We start from the raw sequence: 22,058 nt of genomic DNA, 5'->3' as shown, positions 1-22,058 counted from the left end.
TGACACCAGGCAGGAAGGAGCGTTTTCCATTCCTGCCTGATGTTTCAGTTTGAGGGGTCATGTTTCTCGGACAATTATAACCGATCCGTATCAATATTCTCACTCCTATGCTTCCTTTGTATCTTTTCTCCAAAGTTATAAGACAGGGACAAAACAAACGCGCGATAAGGTTCGCTGTCAGTAGTTTTCCTTGTCCCATTAGAGACAATGATACTTTTGATGTGAGAACTCAAGAAGTTTTCGAATTTAAAATCTAAGGCCAGGCTCTTATGGAAAAACAGGTATTTACCTCCCATGTCCATTCTAAAACGACTTCGCTGTTCACTCTCAGAATCTTTCTGTCTACTGTTGAAATTGCCACTCAAATGTACTATCAGGGTCTTGGCTTTGTTCAAATATATATTATGGTTCATATACAGGAAGACCGAGACCTGATGCGTCTTTCCCATATCCGAGTTTTTCAAGGGACTGGAAGATAGTGTGTACAGATCTCCCTCAAAATAGTTGTCCATCCATGGGAACTGATCAAAATAATAAGACAAGAACAATTCATACATTTGCGTTTTCATGATATTGTCCATCGTAATTGTCGTGCGTCTTTGGGCATTGTCAAATTCAGTCAACTCCCCAATGATATGGTTGCGGAACAAGAAACTTCCCGATACGGTGAAATTCTTATAATTGTAATTAACCTCTGTAGAATACGATTTTTCAGGCAGCAAACCGGCATTTCCCTTAAAAATCGTATGGGCATCTATGTATAGCACAAATGGATTGATATCACTGTAATCAGGGCGGTTGATACGTCCGGTTGCGCTCCAACTCAAGACATTCTCATCACTCCAACTGTAACTGATATAGGCTGTCGGGAAGACGTCAAAATGACAATAGGTATTCTTGCTGTCAGTCACTTTCGACAGACCCTTGATATGGCTGTATTCTCCACGCACGCCGAATTTGCTTTTCAAGCGTTTGGAAAAATCATAGGTAGCATCCGTATAGACGGCAAAGACATTCTCTTTATAGATGAAATGGTCATTCAAGTTTTCTGTGAAATTCTGTTTTTCATACTCAGTATGGCTATCGTTTTTGGTGTGAGTATAGGCCATCCCATAGGAAAACAGACCTTTGGAAAAAGGCAACTCCGCATCTGCTTTTGCAGAATAGATATCAATGGAATAATGCGGATGATCTACATAAGAAAGATCCTCATCATTCAAGGTCTGCAAGTTGTCATGGTCATTAAGTCTATATTTCAGGTCATCGAAATCGATTTTGAGGTTTCCTCCCTTGCCGATATTGTTCTGTTCAAAGTGTAAATTAGCACTGTAACGCTTGGAATTCCTTTTATTTTTGGTTATCGTTACAAAATCTTTCACCAACTGCCCGGAATCTTTACTGAAAACTTGCGTCTTTGCATCTCTGTAGGCATCAGGGCTCAAAGAAAAAAAAGAAGCGATTGCCCCTATAGACGTATTTTTACCCAATGCCAAATCTACACCGGAGGTAGAACTGATATAATCATTCGATTTTGTCCTCTTCGCATCTGTGTTCCATGATTCAGAATCATAGGCCACCCGCTCATTGTCTTTGTAATCGGTCTTGCCATTCCCCAATCCCAAATCCAGAAAGGCTTGCACTTTCCCCTTTTTGTATTGCAGATTGGCACTTGCGTCATTATATAAATATTTTTTTATGGACACCTGATCAGAAAGAGTCCCGCCAAGATAGTCATTCGTCCTTGTCCGTGTGACGACATTGATGATCCCTGCGTTGCCTTCAGCCGTATACTTTGCCGGTGGCGTTGTCATAACTTCTATAGACTTCAACTCAGAAGAAGATAGGGAGTTCAGATAGATCAGGATTTCCTTGTCATCCATTTTGAGTTCTCTGCTGTTAACAAGGAAAATGACATTCCCCTTTCCAACCATACTGACACCGTCATCCGTAACGATGACCCCAGGTGTATATTTCAGAACATCCAAGAAGGTCTGAGAGACGGCATTCAAACGTTCCGCATCAAAAACGATTTTATCGATCTCTCTTTTTATGAGCGGTTTCTTTCCTTTGACCGTCACCTCACCCAATGACTTGGTACTATCCTCCAATATAACATCTACATTGACTATAGAATCCGTGTGGGAAAGATTGACTGTCCGCTGGTAATCGCGATAACCAATACAGGAAATGTGCAGGACAAACTTTTGTTCTCCAGTTGTCAGTTTAAACAGGCCCAAGGAATCCGTCATACAACCACATACGAATTTTCCGAAATCATCTTTTAAAGAGATAGTGGCAAATTCCACAGGGATTCCTTTTGCATTAGACACCTTTCCCACGACCTTGACAGACTGTGCAATAGCATTCAATGCAAAGATGAAAAGTAGTATACCAGTTGAGAGCCTTTCTTTCATTATATTTTATATTATTGATTTTATCCGAAAGACCTATATGTCAGTCGGCATGTGGTATTCTCAAGTATTATTTTGAACCAATTTATTCAGTACGCTCTGTTTATTCTAATTCCCGTACTTCCCATTTCTGTTAAGGAAAAATGGTCTGCCACCAGAAAATTGCCTTCGGATTCCTTTGGGAGTCATCAAATGTTGGCCGACTTGACTACGACACATGCCCTTAAACAGACCATGCAGACCTTTACCTGTCCCATTCCATCCGTTTGACTTCAATATTTTGCTCAAAGGATGCGAAAAATCCTATTCCTAATAGACTTGAATGCTGTTTAAATAAAACTGTAAACTATAATGCTCTCTTATTAGAGAGCAAAATTGACTCTAACAAATGGAAATAATTTTATGAAAAGTAAGTCTCGATCTGACCGCGCCAACCAGAATTCTGAAACTGACATTCTAAGGTTTAAGAGACAAACTTAAAGTTTCCATATACAAAAATAACATATTTCATTTGTATACAAAATTAAATCGCTCTTTTTTAACAATAGATTAAATGAGGGGCGAATTCCACCCTATTCCTATTAGTCAATCAAAGGCACCAAAATGGTGCATAATGGTATACCAAAATGGTACATAATGGTGCACCAAAATGGTGCATATTGGTCATCATGTCATACTATAGTCAGAACAGAAGAAATATGAACCTTAATTTTGTGAGTACCTGACGAGAGACCATGGAGTTATCGTGACTGAACTTTCCCGTAAAACCGGCGGAGAAGGTAAGCTACATACATCACGGTAGAACCCAAAAGCGCCATAGCCATATCTTTCTGAGAATCCCACATATCTCCCTGTTGCCCGTTATAGTCATCAGCTGCCTGCGGAGACATCACACAAGTGATCAAACCCTCAAAAAGTTCATAGAGCATACTGCCGGTTTGGATCATCAGCCATGCCGTAAAAAGGGCCGGGAGATATTTTCGGGTCACGTACTTCAAAGACATGAAATAGAAGAAGGGGTAAAAGAAAATCCCGAATCCGAGATGGACAAAACGGTCATAATCATTGCGCGTAGTGTGAAGGATGCCATTGACGTCAATATGAAACCAGGATTTGAAACAACTTTCATAAGGTACGTTGGAATAGATGTACCTCGCCCCGATGATATGCAATAGGATGAAAAGGGCTATCCCTATGAATGCCGATACCGGAAGTTTCTGTCTCCTCACATCCAGAACCAATGGCACCAATAGAACGACCGTCCCCAAATGCTGTAGCAACTGATCCTGCAGATAAGGCGGATGAATCAGAGATACCAATGCGATAACAATGAGAAGAATAATGATACATAACCTCAATTTCATAGGCTTCCTTTACTTTTTAGATTTGATCCGGGCCTTAAATGGCTCGAACCCCAATCCATAGACGCCGACGACAGCACTCTGTGAGACAAAAGCATGCGGGTCAATCTCGTCTATCAATCTGAATATCTTGGAAGACTCCCCCTGGCGGGCAATGACAAAGAGCATTTTCACCTTTTTCCCTGAGTAAAAACCTTTGCCGTCAATCAGCGTGCAGCCCCTTGGAACTTCATTGTTGATAGCCTCTCCCAATTCCTCAAACTGATCTGTGATGATGACGAACTGTACTGAACGCCTGCGGGTATTGACTACCTGATCAACGAACATGGACGTGATGAAGAGGAAGACGTAACCATAGATCACTTGGTTCCAGTCACGCAGCACCAAATAACTCGATGTGACGATCACGATATCACAACAGAAGATGATGTGACCGAGTGAGATGTCGTAATATTTGTTGATCATTGCCGCAATCGTATCGGAGCCGCCCGTACTGGCATTGCATGACAAACTCAGTCCCGAACTGCTGCCCATGAAAAAGGCGCCTACGACTGTATCCATGAAAGGCTGATTCTGAAGCAGCACATAACCGTGCATGAAATGCTGTACACAAAACAGACTCACACTGAAAACTGCCACCGCATAGATTGTCTTTAGACAGAAATGCCAACCTAAAACTTTCAAAGCGACAGTCAGAAGACAAATATTGAGGAGTAGATAACTGATACTGGGAGAGAGTCCGAGCCCCCAATACAGAATGGAGGAGATTCCCCCTATTCCACCCATTGTGATGTGATGCGGGAGGAGAAAGACTCCTAATCCCACACTTCCCATGATCATGGCGATGGTAATAAAAAGAATGTCTTTCCATCCCCCACGACGTGCCGGTCGGACACCGGGCTTTATCTGTGAAACCACTGTTGGACTCATTTCCTTAAACTCATCTCTAATACGGCAATCAATACTGTTTCGACAACCTTTTTAACAAATATCATCCGCTCAAACAGTCCCGAAATAACCGTTTGACTTTCATTGTGACAGGAAGGACCCTTGCAAACCGCTCAACAAGTTAGGCTGTTTCTCCCTCTCATCCCAACGGCCACCTCTTCTAATCGTAACTTTCCTCAGCATTGGGAAAAGAAGAATCCTTGACGTCTGTGATATATTCCTTGACTCCAGCTTGCATACACGCACGGACATCGGCGAAATGGCGCAGAAATTTCGGTTTAAAACCTTGAGTCATTCCCAAGGCATCAGCATAAACCAGTATCTGACCGTCAGTGCCATTCCCTGCACCTATTCCTATGGTGACCACCTGCAGTTCCTTCGTCACTCTCGAAGCCAGCGGTGCAGGTATCTTCTCTAAAGTGATCCCGAATACGCCGGCTTTTTCCAGCGCCTTGGCATCAGTAATCAACCGCTCTGCCTCCTGTTCCTGTTTGGCCCTCAGGCCATATCCGCCGAAGGCATTGATGTGCTGGGGCGTCAGTCCCAGGTGTCCCATGACAGGTACTCCCGCTTCAACTATTCCTTTAACCGTATCAGCTATCTCTACTCCACCTTCCATCTTGACGGCATCAACACCCGTCGATTTCACGATACGGATCGCATTGCGGATACCATCTTCACGGCTGGTCTGATAACTCCCGAAAGGCATGTCACACACCACCAGACAATGCCGGCATGCACGGGCTACTGACCGCGCATGATAGATCATTTCGTCTACTGTTATCGGGAGCGTATTGGGATTTCCACCCATCACATTGGAAGCTGAATCACCGATCAGAATCCCGTCAATGCCAGCCTCATCGAGAATGCCCGCTGTCGTAAAATCATAAGAAGTCAACATTGTGATTTTCTCACCCCGCCGCTTCATTTCGATAAAAGACTTAGCGGTAATCTTTTTCTTGTCTGTTGTTAGTCCCATAAGTTTTTAATTGTTCAGCGCACCATAAATTAGTTGTCTATACAAACACCTCTATTTATGAAAAGACTGGCAGACCTTGCTCATCTTTTCAAAAGTAAGATTCATAAAATCCTTGATGACATAGTCTGCATAAGGCCTGATCGCTTCTTCGGAATTTGTCGTGGCAAGTCCTACCACAAATTCACCTGAGGCACGCAATGCCTTCAAACCATTGAAACTGTCTTCGAATCCGATGCAGTCAATGGGATTCTGACCGAACAGTCGGGCACCCGTCAAATAGCAGTCAGGATCAGGTTTGCTTTTGGAAAAGTCATCAGCGGTGAGGATGCGGTCAAAATAACCGGAGAACTCCGGTTTCTGGGAATAGACATTCGCCATCTTCTTCCTGTTGCTGCTGGTCACCAATGCCGTCTTGACGTGATGCTTCCGCAAGTCCGTGATAAAATCCTGGAAACCGGGGATATAAGCATAAGACATCTGGTTCTCAAATGCATTGAGATGACTGGTGATCTCTTGCTGCCGTTCCAGTTGACCGGGAAAGAGATTCGAAAAAATCTGCACAAGAGTCTGACCTTTGATCACCTTTTCAAAGCCCTGTCGATCCGGAAAATAATGTCGGAGTTCTTTCCCCCAGAAGACACTGTATTGAGATTCTGTATCAAGTACGACACCATCCAAATCGAAAAAGGCAGCTTTTATCATTTTCACCTTATTTATGTTTTAGTTTTGCAAAGTTACAAAATTTTATTAGTACCTTTGCCCCTATGGAAAAAAAATTTTTGATAGTGGCTTTGGCCATATTGACAATGGCTTCCTGTGGCACTAGACATTATAAAAAAATCACACAATTGGACGGACTGCACTTTGACAGTCTGTCTGTGGATACTGTAGTCCCTCTCACGACAAAAGAGAAGTCGCCTGAACTGAAACTCCATATCGGACTCACCTATATTAAAGGTAAGAATGCAGACCAAATCAACGCTGTACTCCTACGTTCCGGCATCCTCTCACCGGACTATCTCTCTTTGTCCGATGAAAAACTGGGCGTCAAGGCAGCCGTGGATTCATTCGTCAACGTCTATTCACGCAGTTATATCCAAGACTACTCTGCCATTTTAAAACAAGACCCTGAACATGCCGCATCTCTCAATAACAGTTATGAGGTGCGTACTCATATAGAAAGCCATGCCGACCATATCCTGAATTATTTTGCAAATATCCATTATTATGGCGGTGGCATACATGCCATCAATCAAAACTTGGTCAGAAATTTCAATACACGGACGGGCAAACTCATTACCTTGGATGACATCTTCGCTCCCGGATACGAGGAAGGGATAGCCGATCTGATCCAAAAGGCTTTAATGAAGAAATACAAAGTCGACAACTGGCAACAACTCGCCAAACGCTACTTCTTTGCCGGCGGAAAAGTATATGCCCCGGATAATTTCATACTGGGGGACGATGATATCACATTCATCTATTGCGAAGATGAAATTGCACCTCACGCAGAGGGTGAGATACGACTGACCATCAGTAAGAAGGCCCTAAAACACTGGTTGAAATGAACGACAACGCGGATCTTATATTCCGGTATTTCACGGGACTCAACGATACTCAGAAACTCCAGTTCCAACAGTTGGAAGCGCTCTATACAGACTGGAATGCGAAGATCAATGTGATCTCGAGGAAAGATATCGACAACCTTTACGAGCATCACGTCCTCCATTCTTTGGGCATCGCCCGTGCCATCACATTCAAACCCGGTACAAGGATTCTGGATATCGGTACGGGGGGAGGGTTTCCCGGCATTCCGCTGGCTATTCTCTTTCCTGACTGTTTGTTCAAACTGATTGATGGAACTGGAAAGAAACTGAAGGTCGTTGCAGCTGTCGCCCAGGCTATCGGACTGAAGAACGTCTGGACGGAGCACCTTCGGGGGGAAGATGAAAAAGGAAAATATGCCTTTGTCGTCAGCCGTGCAGTCATGCCTTTCCCCGAACTGGTACAAATGACCAGAAAGAACATTTCACATCAGGAAAACAACACACTCCACAATGGGTGGCTCTGCCTGAAAGGCGGGGATCTGACTGAAGAAATAAGTCCCTTTAAAGGTAAGGCGAAGGTCACTGACTTGAGCGACTATTTCAAAGAAGACTGGTTCAAAGAGGAAAAGAAACTCATCTATCTCCCGCTGAAATGAATCGCGGACAAGACCGTCTGCGAGAGGAAAAATTCTGGGCGGGGATGTAAGGAAAGACAACTATGATGAATATACAAAGATTTCAATGCAATATGCTCCAAGAGAACTGCTACGTCGTAAGCGATGAGACCAAGGAGTGTATCATTGTCGACTGTGGCGCCTACTATGAAGAAGAGCGTCAGGCAGTTGTAAAATATATCAAGGACAACAAATTAGAGCCCAAGCACCTCATCGTCACTCATGGTCATCTGGACCATAATTTCGGGAACAATACCATCTTCAAGTTTTTCGGTCTCAAACCGGAAGTGGCTGAAGGAGATGCACATCTGATGCAGACCCTGAAGAAACAGGCGAGCAAGTTCTATCAACTCAATCTGGACTATGACTTCCCCCCTATCGATCATTTCTTCGAGCAAGACGAAATCATCAAATTCGGGAATCATGAGTTTTCAATCATCGAGACGCCCGGTCATTCCAAGGGGTCCGTCACTTTCTATTGTGCTTCTGAGCATGTCGCCTTTACGGGGGATACTCTCTTCAAGCACTCTATTGGAAGGACTGATTTTGCCGGCGGTTCAATGTTCCTCATCATCCAGAGTCTGAGGAAACTGGCCCAGTTACCGGACGATACGATTGTCCTCCCTGGACATGGTGACCAGACGACTATCGGCGATGAAGTTGCCGTAAATCCCTACATGGATCGATGAACGCTGAACAGAACAAGGACCCCTTCAAACTCACTGCGACTCGATCGGGGGAGAAAACCATCTTAGGTATCGACCCGGGAACCAATGTCATGGGATATGGCGTCATATCGATCTCCGGCAATCATGCACACCTCATCGTCATGGGGGTGATCAATATGAAAAAAGAGAGAAATCCTTATACCCGATTGGGTAAAATTTTGGAGAGGGTCACGGGTGTCCTCAACGAATATCACCCAGATGTCATGGCTATTGAGGCACCTTTCTTCGGAAAGAATGTCCAGTCCATGCTCAAACTCGGAAGGGCGCAAGGTGTCGCTATTGCGGCGGCTATCCATTACGGTATCCCCATTCAGGAATATGCTCCGCTGAAAATCAAGATGGCGATTACCGGTCAGGGACGCGCCAGCAAGGAGCAGGTCGCAGGTATGCTGCAGCATCTGCTGAATATCAAAGATGAGGAGATGCCGAAATTCATGGATGCCACAGATGCCTTAGGGGCAGCGTATTGCCATTTCCTGCAGATGAGCACCCCTGAAACGGGCGCACGCCATTATAGTAATTGGAAAGAATATCTCACTAAACACCAAGATCGATTGGCAAAATAAGAGTTTTATATATATTTGTTTGCAACTCCTGTCTTATGAAAAAGATGGAGATACGACAGCAGACAGAAGGAAAAAACTTACAAAACGTATTAAATCAATATTAACAAAATGAATTTTATGAAAAGACCAATTTTAGCCATAGCTCTTATGCTCCTATTAGCAGTCCCGGCGAGTGCCCAAGATGTTCTGAAAGATATCCTGAAAACCTCTTCTGCCATCGCAAAGGATACGACACAGAATATCAATGACCGGAAAATCGCCATTTTCAAAGTTGACGAACTCAACTACATGAAAAGTAAAGTCACACCTGATATTCTGGCGAACTCGAAAGACATGGCTTTTTTCAACAAGAAGATAAAGATGCTCAACGACCAAAGTCTGGCTATGAAGATGTTCTGTGACTTATACTTGAAGCGTGAGGCTGAATGCAAGAGCAAGAACAAGGATGAGGTGAAAAAGATCTTCAAAGATGCTACGAAAGCCAACCCGCTGTTCGACGAGGAAGATGAGGATCTGAATAATTCGTACTATAACCGTGATGACTATCCTCTACAGTTTGTCCTCAACTGCGACTGGACCAAAGCGCTGGAACAGGTCAGACAAGTAGACTGGTCAAAATATTAAAGATCCGGTCCGAGAAATAGACAGGACAAGATATCTGAAAACGAATAAAGGGGAGCACAAATGTACTCCTCTTTTTATTTAAACACTCTGCAACGGATCATCTGTTGCAGAGCGTTTTGTCCTTCGTCAGGGAGACGTATCACATGACACCGTCTGCCCTCAATTTTTTCTGCCATTTCCAGGCACTTGCCATCACATCCTCCAGAGGAGTATCAGCCTTCCAGCCCAAGACCTTATTGGCTTTCGTACAATCTCCCCAAATTGCCTCGATATCACCTTCACGACGAGGTCCGAACTTCCAATTCAGTTTGATACCGGTAGCCTTCTCAAATGTTTTCAAAATAGTCAAGGTAGAGACACCTTTCCCTGTACCGATATTGAAATATTCGATCGGCTCAGTTTCCTTGTCCAGAACACGGGCCATTGCAGCGACATGTGCCTTTGCCAGATCGACCACATAGATGTAGTCACGGATGCAAGTACCGTCAGGCGTATCATAGTCTTTTCCGAAGATCGTCAGTTCTTTCCGGATACCCATGGCTGTCTGAGTCACATAAGGAATCAAGTTGGCCGGCACGCCATTAGGGAGTTCCCCTATCAGAGCTGAAGGATGGGCGCCGATCGGATTGAAGTACCTTAAGATAATACTCTTGATCGGGGCACCGCTATGGATGTAGTCATAGATAATCTGTTCATTGATCTCCTTTGTATTCCCATAAGGAGACGTCGCCTTTTGATGAGGAGCGTCTTCGGTCACGGGCAGGTTCTCTGGCTTGGGTTGTCCGTAGACGGTACAACTGGAAGAGAAGATGATACCATGGACATGGTATTTGGGCATCAGTTCCAGGATGTTGATAAGAGACACGATATTATTGCGATAGTACAGCAACGGTTTCTGTACACTCTCGCCTACAGCCTTTGAAGCGGCAAAGTGAATAATACCGGAAATATCAGGATATTTCTTGAAAACACCTTCTGTTGCCTCCTTATCCCGGAGATCCACCTGTTCAAAAGCAGGGCGAACGCCCGTGATCTTTTCTATCCCGTCAAGTACTTCCATTTTAGAATTGGAGAGGTTGTCTATGATAACCACCTTATAGCCAGCTTCCTGCAACTCTACGGTAGTATGGGAACCTATAAAACCCGTACCGCCAGTGACCAAAATTGTCTGTTTCATCTCTTTGATAGCATTAGTTGAATATACAAAGATACACAATTTATTTCAGCCCCAATCATTTTGTCAATAAAAACATTAAAAAATAAAAGTTGTTCTTTGACTCTCACCGTTTTCCTTCAGTCTGTGCCTCTTCTCTCTTTTCCGTCCTGTCCTGAAGGCCCGAGAAGTTGACCATTGCAATTGCGCTTGTAGGGCATTGCGACACGCACTGCGTACATAACCGGCATTTATCAGGATCAATGACACTCAGATGATCCTCTATCGTAATCGCGTCAAAGCGGCAGGCCTCCTGACAACTGCCGCAACCTGTACAAGCAACTGCACATACTGCTAAGGCAAGATTGTCGGGATCCTTGTTGACACATCTGACATAGATACGCTTTCCACCCGGTCCTCTCTTTCTGAGGACAATAATATGTCTCGGACAAACTCTAACGCAGGCTCCGCATCCGACGCAAAGAGATTCATTGACTTCCGACAATCCTGTCTCGGGATTGACATGGATGGCATTGAAACGGCAGGCAGACTCACAGTCGCCCTTGCCCAGACAACCGTAACTGCAACCTATATCTCCCCTACCTGACCCATCCATTGCCTTGCAAGTCGGCAGATCCTCAAACACCGGCACACGAGGACGATGCTCACAGGTTCCATTGCAACGGACAATGGCAAGGGGTGGCTCTCTCTTTGCAACGGGCAATCCCAGAAATGCCGTGATCCTGTTCATGACCTGATCGCCACCTATAGGACAGTACAAACCTTTGATTGTCCCCTTCTTTGCACTACTGACCAACGCCTCGGCCATAATCAAACAGTTCGTATGTCCGCAACTGCCGCAATTGGCTCCCGGTAGTAATTCCCTGACTTTCTTTATTCGATTATCCATCTTCTCAACGAAAGATTTTATGGAAATGAAAATTCTGATGAACGAGTCCGGCAAAGCGATAGCCGCACCTCCAAAACTCTTCACAAAGAGCATTCATCAGGAATGAAATCATTCCCAGTCATTAGTTCGTCATACAAAGATAACTCAAAATTCACGAAAGGACAACTAAAAACTGTTTTTTAGAAAAAAAGTTAGTCAATCATTGTTTCTTCCATGAAAATCCGTTATCTTTGTATAGATTTACCAATTTATATAAGATGAAAGCAACGGAACAAACGATTCAGCAAATACAACGTTTTATTAATAAAATTGTCCAGAAGTTTCCGGTTTCTGATGAAACTTCTCTCATGACGGATATCCATATAAGAGTTTGTCAGGAGAGTGGTGATCTTCGGGCTTTTGATGATGATGAAAACGAGATTACGCGTTGTGTTGTCGAGCAATGGATAGACAACAACGATGAAAATTTCTATGCTGAAATCGCCGGTCTGTTCCGGGGCGAATTAAAGAAATGCACTCCGGTCATTGACAAACTCGGAATCTTGAAGCCCTACAGTTTTGTGCTGGAGAATGAGGACAAGGAGAATGTGGCGGAATTATATGTAGCGGATGATGATACGGTCATCATAGGAGGTGATCTCATGCCGGGCCTCGACAAAGACCTTGACCATTTCTTCAAGGATCTGATGAAAGAATAAATCCGGATCATCCCCTGACTGCAAGCGGCGTATCAATGTGATTTGATACGCCGCTTGCGCTGTTAAGGCTGCCTTACAATTTGATTTTCTTCTTGGCACCTTTACTCTCATTACCCACGCGATCCAAACCTGTCACGACATAGGTCACTTTGGATTTGCCGTCAACGTAAGGCAAAGGATAAGTCGTGGCGTATGTGATTGCCTTGATCTTTGAAGGGTCTGTCAGGTCGACCTTCTCTCCTTTCTCAAATCGATAAATGACATATCGGGTGACCACATCTCCCCACTTTTTCCCTTTAGGCGTTTTCCAAGTCAGGAAAGGTCCTTTATCCGTCCAGGTCATCTTGACTTTCTTAGGGTGCTTAGGTGCTTTGTCATCCAAGAAAGGCATACTTGGCGGTAATGCAGGATATTTCCAATAATAATCCCGAAGCGCATGACCGTAATTTCCGGGATTGTCTACAACTGCTTTGGCATACCATAGAACTGTCCCCTTTACATTCTGATTCTGCGCATGCAACCTGAACTTGGCTGGCATCTGATGAGAAGCCGGATTCTGAGGATCTGCTGCCTGAACAGTCCCAAGTACATTCTCTCCTATATAAAGCGGACGATTACCTGCATTCCTATTCCACCATTTGATCAGTGTGGAATAGTCTGCCACAGGATTTCCGATCGCCCAATAGAGTTGGGGGACACTGTAATCTACCCAACCGTTGTTGATCCAGAGCAGCACATCGGCATAGAGATCATCATAGTCCTGCAGACCGTTAGTGGCAGAACCGTTAGCGCTGGTTTTCTGGTTCCGGTAGATTCCAAAAGGACTGACGCCAAACTTCAGCCATGGTTTCCGCTGATGAATGGTGGCAGAGAGTTGTTTGATGAACAGATTGACATTATCCCTACGCCAGTCTCCGATATTGGTAAAGCCATGCGGATTGCTCCTGAAAAGGTCTTGGTCTGGAATGGTCTGACCTGCTGCCGGATAGGGATAGAAATAATCATCGATATGTATACCGTCAACATCATAACGGCTGATGATGTCATCGACGACCTTGCAAATGTAAGTCCGCACTTCCGGTAAACCCGGATTCAAAATAAATTGACCGTCATAACTGAAGACCAGGTCCGGACGCTTGATGACAATATGGTTATTGGACAACTCATTTGTTGTCTTGATCTTTGCCCTGAAGGGGTTGATCCAGGCATGGAGTTCCATCCCTCTCTGATGGCATTGTTCGATCATCCATTGTAACGGGTCCCAGTAAGGAGACGGTGCCTGTCCCTGTCTTCCGGTCAAAAACTTGCTCCAAGGCTCTATCTTCGAATTGTAGAGGGCATCGCATTCCGGTCGAACCTGAAAGAATATGGCATTGACCCCATCCCGTTTCAGGGAATCCAACTGAGAAGCGAGCGTCCGCTGCATCTCTGAGGTGGACATCCCGATAAACTGACCATTCACGCACTGTATCCATGCCCCTCTGAATTCTCTTTTGTTTTGAGAGAACAGCGACAAACTGGCAAGACATAATAAAAATAAAAAGACTACTTTTTTCATGTTGTTCATTTTATTGACACAAAGGTAGGAAAAAATCTCCGCCCATACAATTTAAACCAAAGATATATGTAAGACCTCTGGGACTTTCTCTCAAAATGCCACCTTCCCCAAAGAAAAGAATAGCCTTTTCGGATTAGGAAAAGAGCATGCAAAAGTCATCGATTCCCAACCATCGGATAAGCAAATGTGTGCTGCTGGAAAAGAGAGGCGGACAAACAAAATCCCGATGTTGGCATAATCGTCAACATCGGGAAACAATATAATCAATTGTAAAAGATTCTTTCTGACACTTCAGGTTTCTTTTACTTAATAATCAATCTTTTCAGAACCGGTAACCTATTGTAAGTGCCAGTTGATGACGCTTGTTGCTCACTTTAGTACCTGTAGCAATGTTATCATTGGCTTTGTCCGTATCATCAGTATAACTCATGAACGGATAGAAATCACCGTTCGTCTGACTGTACTGGTAAGCTAAGTCCAATGTAAATTGTTTCAACTCATAACCGACACCAAAGGTAAATCTGTTCGTACTCTTCCAGTTGGTATAATCAGTGGACATAGCAGTTGCTACACCCGGAGATTCCAAAGAACCGTCACGTATACCATCCTTATCGAACATCGGAGACAGATAGTTATAACCGATACGGAAAGCTACCTCCTGAATAGGTTTGTACTCAAGACCAAGTTTGATGGTGCTGACACCTTTCAATACATCTTCCGTATTGTCATTCATCTTGCCGTCACTGTGAGAATCATCATAGTAGTCACCATACCAGTCAGTATAACTACCGTCATTGACACGGTTGTCGATACTGCCGTAATCAGCATACTCATAAGTGGCACCCAAGGCTAAATAGTTGCCTACAGTCTCTCCCAGAGAAACACCGAACTTCCAAGGGGTATAGATCTTGAAATCATAATCGGCATAAGAAGGATCTGACGGGCTTGCGCTCACCATCTTTCCCTTGTCATCAGGACCAGTCATCGTCAGGTCATTCGAACCATTGAGAGTCAGGTCATAGAAAACCGGGGTATTGACATATACACCGATACGGAATGGAGAACTCTCGACAGGACGGAAGATTGCACCGAACTTAGCATCATAGCCTGTACCGGTAATCCGCAGATGCTCCCAATTCTCTGAGAAAGAATTCTGCTCCAGATTCTCTGTATAATAACTCTGACTGTTATAGTGGACATCATGGATTCCGAAAGTAAATCCCAGGAATACACGGTCATTGATATTGCCACTGATATTGAAATCATACTCGCCGATATAGCCGTGGCTATACTGCCCGAAAGCATAGGCGGTACCATTCAAATAGTCATAATCTTTGTTGCCATTAGCATCAGTAGTCGAATTCATCACCTGACTATAATTATTATCCACACCATTCCAAGCCCATTCTGCATCTTTGGGCAGAGCACGATTCTTCATGGCGGTCAGTTTATTCTGAGACGCATTAGACAACGTATTCGTTGCACTGAGGATCTGATCAAAATTACGACTCTTATGGTAGTTAAAACCAAAATTCAAATATGAATTTCTTCCTGCCCTCGATGACCAGACAAAGCCAGCCTGATCAAAACTTGGAATCGTCGAATGCCCTTTGAAGTGGAAATCGTCAATGCCATTGGCACTGAAACTGGTCTTGGCATCAGATTGGATGCCCAGACCGCCTGTGATATTCACAGCACTTTTCCGAAACAAACCGATACCTGCAGGGTTGGAAGACATTGTGGAAAGATCTGCTCCCAAAGCTTCCATAGCACCACCCATACCAATATAGCGGGCAGTCCCATTGAGATCGGTCTCCATCAATTTAGCATCCTGATAAGTCTCTTGAGCAGCAGCAGGTACCGCTCCCAGTACCAATGCTGCTAAAATGTATTTTGTTTTCATTTCTGATGATTTACAAAAATAAGATATTCATTTATCTTCTACCACTACCGAAATGGCCTCCGCCAAAGCTGCCGCCTGAGTGGCCTCCGCCAAAGCCTCCGCCACTGAAACTGCCGCCTGAACGACCTCCAAAGCTATTATTACCAAAACTTGGAGAAGACGTACTCCTGCTCGTGCCGAAGCTCCGGTTAGAAGTATTGTTGTTGTAGTTATAAGTCCGTCCTCCGAAATTATTCGTACGTCCGGTCGTATAAGTCCGGTAATTCGAATTGTTTCCTGAACGGTCATTGCTACCGCGATAGTTGTTTCTATCGTCTGCACGACTCCAGTTACGATTACCTGTTAAACCGCCCATATGACCGTAGTCCCGATTGTCATAGACATAAGCCGGGCCTCCCCAGCCCCAGCCATAGCCATACCAGGGACCACCCCAATAGCCATAGTACCAAGGATTATAACCTCCCCAGCCATAGCCATAGAACCAGGGATTACCCCAGTAACTTCCATAGAACCAAGGATCACCCCAATAGTAACCACCGTACCAAGGGTCATCCCAAGCCCAATATGGAGCACGCCAAAAATAAGGTCCCCAGCCATATTCATCGTACAGCCAAGGATCATAATAACCGTCCCAACGACTCATGGAGCGTGCGTAACGGTAATCCTCATCATTCATGCCATATTCATTGGCAAAAGCAGTATCGATATAGGTTGTATCCGGGTGCATACCCTTGTCAAACATCACAACATCATTTCCCAGGGAGTCTCTACCCAAATTCTGGTAACTACTCCCATAATGTCCATAGTGATTATATTCGTCTGAACTTCTTTTGGACCCTATCCAATAGTTATTGGCATTGGGATTAGAGTTCTGAGGACGAGCAGCTTTTTCAGCCTTCTTCTCCTGTGAAGGAGAAAAGTAAAGGTCGTCCTGAGCCATCATGGACATAGGCATCAAGCCTGCGAGAAGAGCTATAAGAACTATCCTTTTCATATTTACTCCTATTTTATGAATTATTTCTTTTTTCTCAACGCAAAGATAGATTTTCATCTGCTACAAAAGTACAGAAAAACCCTAAACAGAAGTAGGCTTTTCCCTATTTTTTATATATTTGCAAGAAGAATTTAACATTGATATGAAATATTTAGTAACTCACTTTTATGTCAAGGGGGAAAAAGCCCTTTTCCAGATGACTAGGGACCTTCTCGCCGACAGTGTCGCCCGTACCGGGTTCGAATCTTTCATCAATACGCCTGAGGGAATTGACGGATATATCCAGGACCGGAATTTCGATGAAACTGAGATGATCCAGGCAATCCGAAGTCTGCCTGTCAAAGGCATGAATATCAGTTATCAAACGGACACCGTGGAAGATAAAGACTGGAACAAAAACTGGGAAGAAAAAGGTTTCGCTCCCATAACTGTCGACGACACTTTGCTCATCTACGACGCCAAGCATCGAGAGACCCTTCACCCGGGACAATCATCCGATCATATCGAAATAGGAATAGATGCGGTCCAGGCTTTCGGAACAGGAACGCATGCCACTACTCGAATGATGCTTTCAACATTATTGCAAATGGACCTCAAAGGGAAGCGGATTTTGGATTGCGGCTGCGGGACAGGTATTCTGGGCATTGCCGCTCTCAAGATGGGCGCTGAAGAAGTTGTAGGCTATGACATTGACGACTGGAGTGTCAGGAATGCCAGACACAATGCAGAACTCAACGGTATTAAGAACTTGCACGTATTACATGGAGATGCCGGTGTCCTTCAAAATATCAATGTCAAATTCGATGTCATTCTCGCTAATATCCACCGTAATATCATCTTGGAAGATATGCCCGTATTCAAAACAGTCTTGAAGCCTCAAGGTTATCTGATTATAAGTGGTTTTTATCTCAGTGATCTCTCTGCCCTCACTGAAAAGGCAGAGCAATTAGGCTTAAAACCTGAAAAGACAAAGAATGACGGGGAATGGGCTTGTCAGACGTTCCGCTATCTTGAATGATCGAACCATGCAGGTTCTTCTACACAGTTCTTCATTTGAGAAAGTATCAACGTCACCTCAACGAAATTCTTGTCAAGACAACCAGGGGATTGTCAACACAGGTGTGGGATTTGTCAAGCCAACTGTGGAATATTCTGAAGAACCTGACAAATTCTAACCGACACACCAGTAAGATATTCAGCAACAAAGAGTTCTCTTCAGGAGAACTCACTTTCAATCATTATCATCGAACACATCCTGCTGCGAACCGATCGTCAGTTTTCGAAGATCATAGTATGAGCCGTTGTAGATATTGAAATCAATGTATCCTTTAATTCCGGAGAGTTTGCCGGCATCCGTATGCTGCCAGAACTTCCAATTGCCTTTGTATTCCACTTTTTTCACATAGTAATGGGCTATCCAATAAGGGTAGTCGTCGAATACCGGCGCATTGAGATAACGGTCCTTGAATTTATAATAGGTATAGATGATCGGTTTCACATGATACCGGTCTTCTACGATGTGCAGCCAGGTCAGGACATCTCTCTGAAAATCCTCCGTAGACTGTTGGGACGGTTTATGCTCCACGTCCAGGACAGGCGGGAGATCACCCTCCGTGAGTTTGACCTTTTCCAGAAAATAGTAAGCCTGTTGCCGGGCACTGCTCTTGATGCTCCAATAATGATAGGCTCCACGAATAAAACCGTATTCGCGCGCATTATGGAAATTGCTGTAAAACTTACTGTCTATTTGTGAAGAGCCCTCGGTAGACTTGACAATGATAAAACGCACAGGACAACCGTTGATCATTGCGTTGCGCAACTCTTCCCAATCGATATCCCCTTGATAATGGGAGATGTCTATCCCTTCTATCTCATATCCCTGAGGATAGTCGGCATCGCTGTAAAGTGCCCTCCATCGAAAGCCGGTAGGGCCCACAAAAAAATGATAGAAAGCCCAGATATAGAGGATCATAATGCCTATTGCTCCTATCAGCCAAGCAATCTTGTTCTTCCTGATGAAAGGGATATGCAGGAAATTATAAGGAGAAAAGAATGAGGCATGATGGATATGACGAGTATACTTCCGGCGGCTTCCCGTCGTCGTTCTCTTCTTCCTGGTCTTTGTCCCACTCCGGTTGACAGAATGAGAAGAAACTTTCTTGTGCTGTATAGGATTTCCTTTCACCATTATCATAAAAAAGCCACAGAAGAAACGGAGAGATCAAAGGTGTCAACGTCTTCTTCTCTCGTCTTCCGTCAAAAAAACTTGCGGAAGCCGTTTACTCTGTGGCTCTGGAAATATCTAACTTATTAATGTTCGAGTTCCAATGTCTTGGTTGTGCGATCGCAGACTGATGCAGGTCCCCAATACTGGATAGGACCGGGATAAACGTATGCCGTTTCCTTAGCCCACTCGTCACGATGAGCAGCGAAAGTCTTGAACGGTTTGTCATTCAGGTCGACCAAAGCCTTGCGAATGACAGGCTTCATCTCACCGTTACGTTTCTCCATATTCATCATCATCGTGATAGGCACACCTCCTGCTTTCCAATTTTCAGGACCGGCTGTCAGGTTCTTCACAATGGCCATATATCCTGTCTTTCCATTGGCAATCAATTGTGCGGCACTGGTTCCCAGAGAATAGCAGTAATCAGCGTCAAAATTGGAAGGAGCGGCACAGCGGCCTTCGTATCCGAAGAAATGATGCTGAGCGGCAAACTTACCGTTATACTTGCCCTCTTTCTTCCATTTTGCAAGCAGGTCACCAACCATTTCAGACAGCAATTTTTCAGTTTCAATCAGGGAAACCTGAACGTTTCCATGAGGATCGCGATCCAGTGACAACTGGCGGGCTACACCTTCAGGAAGGGTAGAGAAAGTCTCGGCATTCTCTTTGGAGAGATGAGCCAGAACATAATCTCTTTGTGCTTTCTTATCCAGATCTTTATAATCGGCACCATGAGCAGCCAACAGATCATTCAATTCACTGATCAATCGTCCGATAGCGGGGATAAATTCGATCAAGCCTTCAGGAATGAGGACTACACCGAAATTGTTTCCTTGTTCGGCACGCTTAGCAACGACCTTGGCAATATTCTCTACGATCTGATTCAAAGTCAGGTCGTTCTTCTGGATCTCCTCAGAGATCAGACAGATATTCGGTTGGGTCTGCAAGGCACATTCCAAAGCGATGTGAGAGGCAGAACGGCCCATCAGTTTAATGAAATGCCAGTATTTACGTGCGGAGTTGCAATCCCTTTCGATATTGCCGATCACTTCACTATAGGTCTTTGTGGCAGTGTCAAAACCGAAAGAGGTTTCGATCTGGTCATTTTTCAAATCCCCGTCGATGGTCTTCGGGCATCCGATCACCTGCACGCCATAACCTTTAGCCTTGTAATACTCAGCGAGGACAGCAGCATTGGTATTCGAGTCATCACCGCCGATAATGACGACGGCACTGATATCCAGTTTATGGATAATCTGAAGACCCTTCTCAAACTGGTCCACCTTCTCGAGTTTTGTACGTCCTGATCCGATCATGTCGAATCCACCGGTATTTCTATAGTCCTTGAGCAGGTCTTCTGTAATCTCAATATATTTGTGGTCTACCAAGCCACCGGGTCCCATCAGAAAACCGTAAAGGCGGTTTGAAGGATCGAGTTTTTTAAGTTCATCGAAAATTCCACAAATTACATTATGCCCACCAGGAGCCTGACCGCCGGAAAGGATCACGCCAACATTCATTTTTCTGGATGCACCGGTCTCTTTACCCGGTACAAACTCTACCAGGGGCATTCCATAAGTATTCGGAAACAATTTCTTGATCTCTTCCCTATCAGCAACACTCTGAGTAGGAGCACCTTCCTTGACGGTGACGTCACCTTGAAGAGCTTTGGGCAGTTTGGGCTGGTAAGCAGCTCTTTCTACCTGTAATACACTTTTTTCCATCGTTTATTAATTTAGTAATCGTTGAAATCTCAAATCTTATGCAAATTTAGGACTTTTCTCTGATAAAACGAAAGAATGATTATTAATTTCTGAGTTTTATGAGTTTTTTCACAAAGAAGTTTTCTCATTTGCCGAAATTTATTTATCTTTGAACTGACATATTGAAGAAACCAATCATTTAATATAAAACGTGAAATGAAAAATAAACGTCTTTTAAAGCGCAAGATCAATTATATTTGTAGTGATCTTTTTGCCGAGTGTATCGCGGCAGATCTCTATGGCGGACGGAAAACGGAAAAGGAAGATGTCGAAGCTTTGCTCACCTCCATTCTGACACTACATTCTAATTTTATCAGCCGTATCTCTCACCCGGAACCGGGAATGAAACCGAAAAAATATTTTCAGGATTTAACTGAAGATTTCAACAAGCAAAGCTCAGAGATCATTGACCAGATTTCCAACTTGGGAAATTAACAATCTTATCATGTTGCAAAAAGTCTGTAGATGGCTTCTCTATCAACGTCTTGGATGGAAGAAGAACGTTGATCAAACTCATCCTGAAAAATATATACTTTGTCTGGCACCGCACACCAGCAACTGGGATCTGATAATCGGCCAATTATATGCCCATGCAGAAGGCATCAAAGCACATTTCCTGATGAAAAAGGAATGGTTCTTCTGGCCTTTAGGTATCCTCTTCCGAAGTTTGGGCGGAATCCCGGTGCACCGCGAAAAGCATACACATATGACAGATTCTCTGGCAAAGTTGGCTTTGAATGAGCCGCATTTTGTCCTCTGTATTACCCCCGAGGGCACAAGGAGTCTGAACCCCGACTGGAAGAAGGGGTTCTATTATATTGCCTCGGAAGCCCACCTCCCTATCTTGTTGTATGGCTGTGACTACCAGCACAAACTCATACAATGTACGGAAACAGTATATCCTTCCGGAGACATTGATGCCGACATGAGACGCATCAAACTCTATTTCCGGGACTTCAAAGGCAAGAAACCTGAGAAGTTCACGATAGGAAAATTATAACTAGATGCGTCCCT

21 protein-coding genes are annotated in these 22,058 nt (G+C 44.2%); 9 read left to right on the top strand and 12 right to left on the bottom strand.

Annotated features, from left to right (window positions below):
* Nucleotides 1–74: 74 nt before the first annotated feature.
* The 5 genes from NG821_RS02140 to NG821_RS02120 all read right to left on the bottom strand — a co-directional run bounded on the left by NG821_RS02140 (nt 75) and on the right by NG821_RS02120 (nt 6,401).
* Nucleotides 75–2,414 carry an outer membrane beta-barrel family protein gene (locus NG821_RS02140; RefSeq protein ID WP_252760012.1) on the bottom strand — a complete coding sequence of 780 codons (2,340 nt, stop codon included), beginning with the start codon at nt 2,412–2,414 and terminating at the stop codon, nt 75–77.
* 737 nt (nt 2,415–3,151) lie between these two features.
* Nucleotides 3,152–3,775 carry a DUF2238 domain-containing protein gene (locus NG821_RS02135; RefSeq protein ID WP_252760011.1) on the bottom strand — a complete coding sequence of 208 codons (624 nt, stop codon included), beginning with the start codon at nt 3,773–3,775 and terminating at the stop codon, nt 3,152–3,154.
* Nucleotides 3,776–3,784: 9 nt separating this feature from the next.
* The gene (locus tag NG821_RS02130; protein ID WP_262921846.1) at nt 3,785–4,702 is read right to left on the bottom strand and encodes a YitT family protein; all 918 of its coding nucleotides are present in this window, start codon (nt 4,700–4,702) and stop codon (nt 3,785–3,787) included.
* Between the two features lie 178 nt (nt 4,703–4,880).
* A complete protein-coding gene (gene panB / locus NG821_RS02125; protein WP_252760010.1) occupies nt 4,881–5,699 on the bottom strand; it encodes a 3-methyl-2-oxobutanoate hydroxymethyltransferase in 819 nt (272 codons plus the stop codon).
* A gap of 51 nt (nt 5,700–5,750) precedes the next feature.
* Nucleotides 5,751–6,401, bottom strand: coding sequence for an HAD family hydrolase (locus NG821_RS02120; protein WP_252760021.1), 651 nt, complete (start codon nt 6,399–6,401; stop codon nt 5,751–5,753).
* Nucleotides 6,402–6,463: 62 nt separating this feature from the next.
* Here NG821_RS02120 and NG821_RS02115 point away from each other — a divergent pair, with 62 nt between their 5' ends.
* The 5 genes from NG821_RS02115 to NG821_RS02095 all read left to right on the top strand — a co-directional run bounded on the left by NG821_RS02115 (nt 6,464) and on the right by NG821_RS02095 (nt 9,838).
* Nucleotides 6,464–7,267 (top strand): RsiV family protein, encoded by an 804-nt coding sequence (locus NG821_RS02115; RefSeq protein ID WP_252760009.1) that lies wholly within the window; start codon nt 6,464–6,466, stop codon nt 7,265–7,267.
* The gene (rsmG, locus tag NG821_RS02110) at nt 7,264–7,902 is read left to right on the top strand and encodes a 16S rRNA (guanine(527)-N(7))-methyltransferase RsmG (RefSeq protein WP_252760008.1); all 639 of its coding nucleotides are present in this window, start codon (nt 7,264–7,266) and stop codon (nt 7,900–7,902) included. The genes NG821_RS02115 and rsmG overlap by 4 nt, the downstream gene beginning before the upstream one ends.
* A gap of 62 nt (nt 7,903–7,964) precedes the next feature.
* A complete protein-coding gene (locus NG821_RS02105) occupies nt 7,965–8,609 on the top strand; it encodes an MBL fold metallo-hydrolase (RefSeq protein WP_252760007.1) in 645 nt (214 codons plus the stop codon).
* On the top strand, nt 8,606–9,214 hold the full coding sequence (ruvC, locus tag NG821_RS02100) for a crossover junction endodeoxyribonuclease RuvC (protein ID WP_252760006.1): 609 nt from the start codon (nt 8,606–8,608) through the stop codon (nt 9,212–9,214). The genes NG821_RS02105 and ruvC overlap by 4 nt, the downstream gene beginning before the upstream one ends.
* 117 nt (nt 9,215–9,331) lie before the next feature.
* Nucleotides 9,332–9,838 carry a hypothetical protein gene (locus NG821_RS02095; RefSeq protein WP_252760005.1) on the top strand — a complete coding sequence of 169 codons (507 nt, stop codon included), beginning with the start codon at nt 9,332–9,334 and terminating at the stop codon, nt 9,836–9,838.
* Nucleotides 9,839–9,977: 139 nt separating this feature from the next.
* Here the strand turns inward: NG821_RS02095 and galE are convergent, their stop codons facing one another.
* Together galE and NG821_RS02085 are read right to left on the bottom strand one after the other, a co-directional pair.
* Nucleotides 9,978–11,015: a UDP-glucose 4-epimerase GalE gene (gene galE, locus NG821_RS02090; protein WP_252760004.1), complete on the bottom strand. Its 1,038-nt coding sequence runs from the start codon at nt 11,013–11,015 to the stop codon at nt 9,978–9,980.
* Nucleotides 11,016–11,118: 103 nt separating this feature from the next.
* Entirely contained in the window at nt 11,119–11,901 is a 783-nt protein-coding gene (locus tag NG821_RS02085; RefSeq protein ID WP_252760003.1) for a 4Fe-4S binding protein, read from the bottom strand.
* Nucleotides 11,902–12,158: 257 nt separating this feature from the next.
* On the opposite strand from NG821_RS02085, the gene NG821_RS02080 reads away from it, so the two are divergent.
* Nucleotides 12,159–12,599: a hypothetical protein gene (locus NG821_RS02080; protein WP_252760002.1), complete on the top strand. Its 441-nt coding sequence runs from the start codon at nt 12,159–12,161 to the stop codon at nt 12,597–12,599.
* Nucleotides 12,600–12,672: 73 nt separating this feature from the next.
* Here NG821_RS02080 and NG821_RS02075 read toward each other — a convergent pair whose 3' ends face one another.
* From NG821_RS02075 to NG821_RS02065, 3 genes are all read right to left on the bottom strand, one after another.
* A complete protein-coding gene (locus NG821_RS02075) occupies nt 12,673–14,157 on the bottom strand; it encodes a glycoside hydrolase family 10 protein (RefSeq protein WP_252760001.1) in 1,485 nt (494 codons plus the stop codon).
* A gap of 322 nt (nt 14,158–14,479) precedes the next feature.
* Nucleotides 14,480–16,060, bottom strand: coding sequence for an OmpP1/FadL family transporter (locus tag NG821_RS02070; protein ID WP_252760000.1), 1,581 nt, complete (start codon nt 16,058–16,060; stop codon nt 14,480–14,482).
* Between the two features lie 31 nt (nt 16,061–16,091).
* Entirely contained in the window at nt 16,092–17,054 is a 963-nt protein-coding gene (locus tag NG821_RS02065) for a hypothetical protein (RefSeq protein WP_252759999.1), read from the bottom strand.
* A 142-nt stretch (nt 17,055–17,196) separates the two neighbouring features.
* On the opposite strand from NG821_RS02065, the gene prmA reads away from it, so the two are divergent.
* The gene (prmA, locus tag NG821_RS02060) at nt 17,197–18,072 is read left to right on the top strand and encodes a 50S ribosomal protein L11 methyltransferase (RefSeq protein WP_252759998.1); all 876 of its coding nucleotides are present in this window, start codon (nt 17,197–17,199) and stop codon (nt 18,070–18,072) included.
* Nucleotides 18,073–18,285: 213 nt separating this feature from the next.
* Here prmA and NG821_RS02055 read toward each other — a convergent pair whose 3' ends face one another.
* Both NG821_RS02055 and NG821_RS02050 read right to left on the bottom strand, forming a co-directional pair.
* Entirely contained in the window at nt 18,286–19,242 is a 957-nt protein-coding gene (locus NG821_RS02055; protein WP_252759997.1) for a glycoside hydrolase family 25 protein, read from the bottom strand.
* Between the two features lie 122 nt (nt 19,243–19,364).
* Entirely contained in the window at nt 19,365–21,005 is a 1,641-nt protein-coding gene (locus NG821_RS02050) for a diphosphate--fructose-6-phosphate 1-phosphotransferase (RefSeq protein WP_252759996.1), read from the bottom strand.
* Nucleotides 21,006–21,200: 195 nt separating this feature from the next.
* Between NG821_RS02050 and NG821_RS02045 the strand changes: the two genes are divergently transcribed.
* Together NG821_RS02045 and NG821_RS02040 are read left to right on the top strand one after the other, a co-directional pair.
* Nucleotides 21,201–21,479: a hypothetical protein gene (locus NG821_RS02045; protein ID WP_252759995.1), complete on the top strand. Its 279-nt coding sequence runs from the start codon at nt 21,201–21,203 to the stop codon at nt 21,477–21,479.
* A 10-nt stretch (nt 21,480–21,489) separates the two neighbouring features.
* Entirely contained in the window at nt 21,490–22,044 is a 555-nt protein-coding gene (locus NG821_RS02040) for a 1-acyl-sn-glycerol-3-phosphate acyltransferase (RefSeq protein WP_252759994.1), read from the top strand.
* Nucleotides 22,045–22,058: the final 14 nt, after the last annotated feature.

It is taken from the genome of Segatella cerevisiae, assembly GCF_024054555.1.
GTDB classification, from domain to species: domain Bacteria; phylum Bacteroidota; class Bacteroidia; order Bacteroidales; family Bacteroidaceae; genus Prevotella; species Prevotella cerevisiae.
The sequence above is the reverse complement of the archived record's forward strand: the minus strand, read 5'-3'. Positions and strand labels throughout refer to the sequence as shown.

What these genes read in the sequence shown, in the direction of transcription:
- NG821_RS02140 (WP_252760012.1), bottom strand. Translation starts at nt 2,414, where the DNA reads ATGAAAGAAAGGCTCTCAACTGGTATACTACTTTTCATCTTTGCATTG.
- NG821_RS02135 (WP_252760011.1), bottom strand. Translation starts at nt 3,775, where the DNA reads ATGAAATTGAGGTTATGTATCATTATTCTTCTCATTGTTATCGCATTG.
- NG821_RS02130 (WP_262921846.1), bottom strand. Translation starts at nt 4,702, where the DNA reads ATGAGTCCAACAGTGGTTTCACAGATAAAGCCCGGTGTCCGACCGGCA.
- panB (WP_252760010.1), bottom strand. Translation starts at nt 5,699, where the DNA reads ATGGGACTAACAACAGACAAGAAAAAGATTACCGCTAAGTCTTTTATC.
- NG821_RS02120 (WP_252760021.1), bottom strand. Translation starts at nt 6,401, where the DNA reads ATGATAAAAGCTGCCTTTTTCGATTTGGATGGTGTCGTACTTGATACA.
- NG821_RS02115 (WP_252760009.1), top strand. Translation starts at nt 6,464, where the DNA reads ATGGAAAAAAAATTTTTGATAGTGGCTTTGGCCATATTGACAATGGCT.
- rsmG (WP_252760008.1), top strand. Translation starts at nt 7,264, where the DNA reads ATGAACGACAACGCGGATCTTATATTCCGGTATTTCACGGGACTCAAC.
- NG821_RS02105 (WP_252760007.1), top strand. Translation starts at nt 7,965, where the DNA reads ATGATGAATATACAAAGATTTCAATGCAATATGCTCCAAGAGAACTGC.
- ruvC (WP_252760006.1), top strand. Translation starts at nt 8,606, where the DNA reads ATGAACGCTGAACAGAACAAGGACCCCTTCAAACTCACTGCGACTCGA.
- NG821_RS02095 (WP_252760005.1), top strand. Translation starts at nt 9,332, where the DNA reads ATGAAAAGACCAATTTTAGCCATAGCTCTTATGCTCCTATTAGCAGTC.
- galE (WP_252760004.1), bottom strand. Translation starts at nt 11,015, where the DNA reads ATGAAACAGACAATTTTGGTCACTGGCGGTACGGGTTTTATAGGTTCC.
- NG821_RS02085 (WP_252760003.1), bottom strand. Translation starts at nt 11,901, where the DNA reads ATGGATAATCGAATAAAGAAAGTCAGGGAATTACTACCGGGAGCCAAT.
- NG821_RS02080 (WP_252760002.1), top strand. Translation starts at nt 12,159, where the DNA reads ATGAAAGCAACGGAACAAACGATTCAGCAAATACAACGTTTTATTAAT.
- NG821_RS02075 (WP_252760001.1), bottom strand. Translation starts at nt 14,157, where the DNA reads ATGAAAAAAGTAGTCTTTTTATTTTTATTATGTCTTGCCAGTTTGTCG.
- NG821_RS02070 (WP_252760000.1), bottom strand. Translation starts at nt 16,060, where the DNA reads ATGAAAACAAAATACATTTTAGCAGCATTGGTACTGGGAGCGGTACCT.
- NG821_RS02065 (WP_252759999.1), bottom strand. Translation starts at nt 17,054, where the DNA reads ATGAAAAGGATAGTTCTTATAGCTCTTCTCGCAGGCTTGATGCCTATG.
- prmA (WP_252759998.1), top strand. Translation starts at nt 17,197, where the DNA reads ATGAAATATTTAGTAACTCACTTTTATGTCAAGGGGGAAAAAGCCCTT.
- NG821_RS02055 (WP_252759997.1), bottom strand. Translation starts at nt 19,242, where the DNA reads ATGGTGAAAGGAAATCCTATACAGCACAAGAAAGTTTCTTCTCATTCT.
- NG821_RS02050 (WP_252759996.1), bottom strand. Translation starts at nt 21,005, where the DNA reads ATGGAAAAAAGTGTATTACAGGTAGAAAGAGCTGCTTACCAGCCCAAA.
- NG821_RS02045 (WP_252759995.1), top strand. Translation starts at nt 21,201, where the DNA reads ATGAAAAATAAACGTCTTTTAAAGCGCAAGATCAATTATATTTGTAGT.
- NG821_RS02040 (WP_252759994.1), top strand. Translation starts at nt 21,490, where the DNA reads ATGTTGCAAAAAGTCTGTAGATGGCTTCTCTATCAACGTCTTGGATGG.